The sequence below is a fragment of the Bacteroidota bacterium genome (genome assembly GCA_018692315.1).
Lineage (GTDB): Bacteria > Bacteroidota > Bacteroidia > Bacteroidales > JABHKC01 > JABHKC01.
In genome coordinates this window covers 1-3,184 of sequence record JABHKC010000008.1, presented here as the reverse complement: position 1 = coordinate 3,184, position 3,184 = coordinate 1, and the positions used below count along the sequence as shown (strand labels likewise).

Annotated in this window: 3 protein-coding genes; all 3 read right to left on the bottom strand. The window is 30.6% G+C overall.

Annotated features, from left to right (window positions below):
• Positions 1-721 precede the first annotated feature (721 nt).
• The 3 genes from HN894_00515 to HN894_00505 all read right to left on the bottom strand — a co-directional run bounded on the left by HN894_00515 (position 722) and on the right by HN894_00505 (position 2,974).
• Positions 722-1,135 (bottom strand): hypothetical protein, encoded by a 414-nt coding sequence (locus HN894_00515; GenBank protein ID MBT7141788.1) that lies wholly within the window; start codon positions 1,133-1,135, stop codon positions 722-724.
• A 1-nt stretch (position 1,136) separates the two neighbouring features.
• Positions 1,137-1,688 (bottom strand): hypothetical protein, encoded by a 552-nt coding sequence (locus HN894_00510; protein MBT7141787.1) that lies wholly within the window; start codon positions 1,686-1,688, stop codon positions 1,137-1,139.
• 155 nt (positions 1,689-1,843) lie between these two features.
• Positions 1,844-2,974, bottom strand: a complete 1,131-nt coding sequence (locus tag HN894_00505) for a site-specific integrase (protein ID MBT7141786.1) — start codon at positions 2,972-2,974, stop codon at positions 1,844-1,846.
• Positions 2,975-3,184: the final 210 nt, after the last annotated feature.

Below are 3,184 nucleotides of genomic sequence, written 5' to 3'. Positions count from 1 at the left end.
ATAACGTTTGCGCTAAGCTTAGTACTGGAGCAAACTACAAACGTCGATTAATTTAACAACTGACAATATAATCAATTTACTCAACATTGAAAAACCAAAACCAGTATTACGCTTAGCGCTTGTTAGCTCCCGTATTTTTATATCGCGTCCAATTATTCGAAGTAATTCATCCGTGAAATACGAACGAGCGATGGCTGTAATTTTCTCTCAAAATCAAATCCGAATATCCAATCGACTAATCAAACCGACTAAGAACAAAACTCAAAAAAATCACAAACCTGGCGACTTGAAAAATCGAGTCCAATTATCCAATCGAAAAACTACAAAGAGCAAATCTCAAAATCGGAATCCAAGAAAATTAGCGATAAAATTTTATGCTTTATCATCTCTCCCATCAAAGATCAAAATCCGATCAGATCGACAATTAACAAATCTAAAAATCGAATCAAAAATCAGATCGAAACGAGACGAATTTTAGAAAATTTTGCGGGCGGGATTTATCTAGAAAAATATTTAATCAAAGCTTTGTAATCGTCTAATTGGCAATTAACTAGACGTTGTTTTATATGGGAGCTAACGGTGGCAATATGAAAAGTTGGGCATTTTGAAACACAAATCTTTCAATTTACTACAATGTTCATTTATTGCTAATTCATTCATATTTAGCACTATTCGCCCAATTTTTTATATTGCGTGTTATCGGCTTTTTTTCTTTCATTAATTAAAAAGAATTTTTCGCTTTAACTTGTTTATCATATTCATATTTTACCATAGACCAGTCACAATGTAATTTTAGCAAATCTTTAAGTCCAAAGGTTTTCATTTCGTTGAATAGTGAAATATTCTTGCTTTTGTAACCATCTCTACTCCATTCTTGGATTGCTTTAAATGCAACATTTGTGTTGTCACTTTTAAATTCATCAACCAATTTGACTAATGCATCTGCTTGTTTATTTATTTCGTAAACAACCATTGAAAAATCATCTTTCCATTCAGCCAACGCATATCTCTTTAATGTTTGCTCATATTCAGTCGGATAGTTTTTCTTTATATAACTGGCATTTGAATTTAATCCTTCTGCGTTTGCAAAAGTTGCAGTCAATAAAACTATTAAAATAATAAATGTAGTTTTCATTTTATTTATTTTTAAGTGTTTCAATTTTTAATTTTGCAGAATTAAAAGCAGATTCAATAACTGATACATCCTGAATAAAAATTGTATTACCTGAACCATACCTTTCCAAGACCAAATACCAAGCAAGTTTTCCTTTACTCACATAATAACCTAATTTGAATCCATCATCTGTTACAAATTTGTTTTCCAGATAGTCTGGATTAAGTGCTTTGTCTGATGCAGATTCATTTTTTAATGATTCAATTGCTTTAATTACTTCAAGTAAATCTTCATAAGCAATTGAGGCTGTTTTAGTATCATATTTTCCTTCTTTTGAAATTTGATAGAAATATTCAATGTCAGGTCCACTAATAAATTCTCTAATTTTTGTTTCCGCTACACCATAAGTGAGTTTTATATTTGGAAGTGAATAGTCAATGTATTTGATGATTGCTCCTGTTTTTGATGCAAAGGCATCCATTTTGGTACTCTCTTCTTTTATATCTTTTGCATCTTGAGCAAACAAATTTGATGTCAAAAGAATGATGCTTAATACTAATAATAAATTTTTCATTTTTACTCCGTTTTTAGTTTATAATTAATGTCTCTGTCTGTTTTTTAAATTGCCGATAACGAGCGTATATAGGTAATATTACCTTTATTTCTCCTTTAGAAAATGCAAAAAGTACCTTTATTACTCTATATTGGGATGTAAAAGGTAATAGCTTATTATTTCTTATGTTCATACATTGTATCTAAAGGGTTAATAAATCGGCTAATATCTGTGTTTGCTACGTGAGTATAAATTTCGGTAGTTTTTGAACTGCTATGTCCAAGAAATTCCTGAATATATCGTAAGTCTGTACCATTTTCTAAATGGTGAGTGGCAAAAGAATGTCTTAGCATATGCGGTGTTATATTTCTATTTATTCCTGATTTATTTGCTGAATTCTTTACAACACGAAGAACACTTTCCGGGCTATATTTGTTGCCAGTTTGCCCTTCAAACAACCATTTCTTTGGATGGTGAGTTTTGTAATATTCTCTCAACAATCCTAATAAATGTGTGGAAAGCCCTACATAACGGTCTTTATTGGACTTACTGTTTCTGATCTTGATTTTCATTTGACTTGATAAAATATCTTGTATTTCCAGATTAATCAACTCACTTCTTCTAAGTCCTCCTGAGTATAGCAAGCTTATAATGCATTTATGTTTGATATTCACAGTACAGTCAATCATTTGTTTGATTTCGTCCAATGATAATATGTTAGGTAAAGCATTGTATTTTCGAGGTCTCTCAATATCAAAATATTGTTTTTCTCTGCCCAGTACCTTCTCATAATAAAACTTAATCGCATTTATCCGCTGGTTCTGTTGGCTTGTCGAGATTTTTTTTTCTCGAATAAGTTTTAAAATATATTGGTTGATTTCTTCTTTTGAAATTGAAGCTAAATTTCTGCCGGAGAAATATCTTGCAAAATCGGAAAAGTAGTTTATATAAATTGCTTTTGTGTTTTTGGCGTATCTTTTCTGGTCTAATAAATCATGGTATTTAGCAGGGATTTTGGCAGCAGTTTTTTCTTTTACAAAACGAGAAAGTTTAGTTTTATTATTTTGCTGAATTGGCTTGTTAAGTGCTGAATAATCAAGCGAGCCAACAGATTTCAGTGTGTCGAAAATCTTACTAATACTGAATTCTTTTTTCGGTATATACCAAAACCTCTCACTTTGGCTCCAATGAACTCCTTCTATTGATTTTACTTTTTCATTTATTGTGTTGTCGAAATCGAAATTAAAAACTACTATCGCTTTTTCGCGATGAATATGATTTTTTAATCTGATTTCCGGTCTTTTCATAAGAGAAAAATTATCTGCCGGCAAATATAATTTTATTTTTTAAAACAAAAAACAAATTAAGAATTATTTGTAGGGCAAACGCATGAAACATTTTCATCATCCATATTTAGTTTTAGTACTATTTTCATTCAATTACCTATAATTGTATGGGCATAGGTAAGCTACTATCAGGAACTTGCTGATATTTTGGAGGGTTTTATTTTTAGTTTT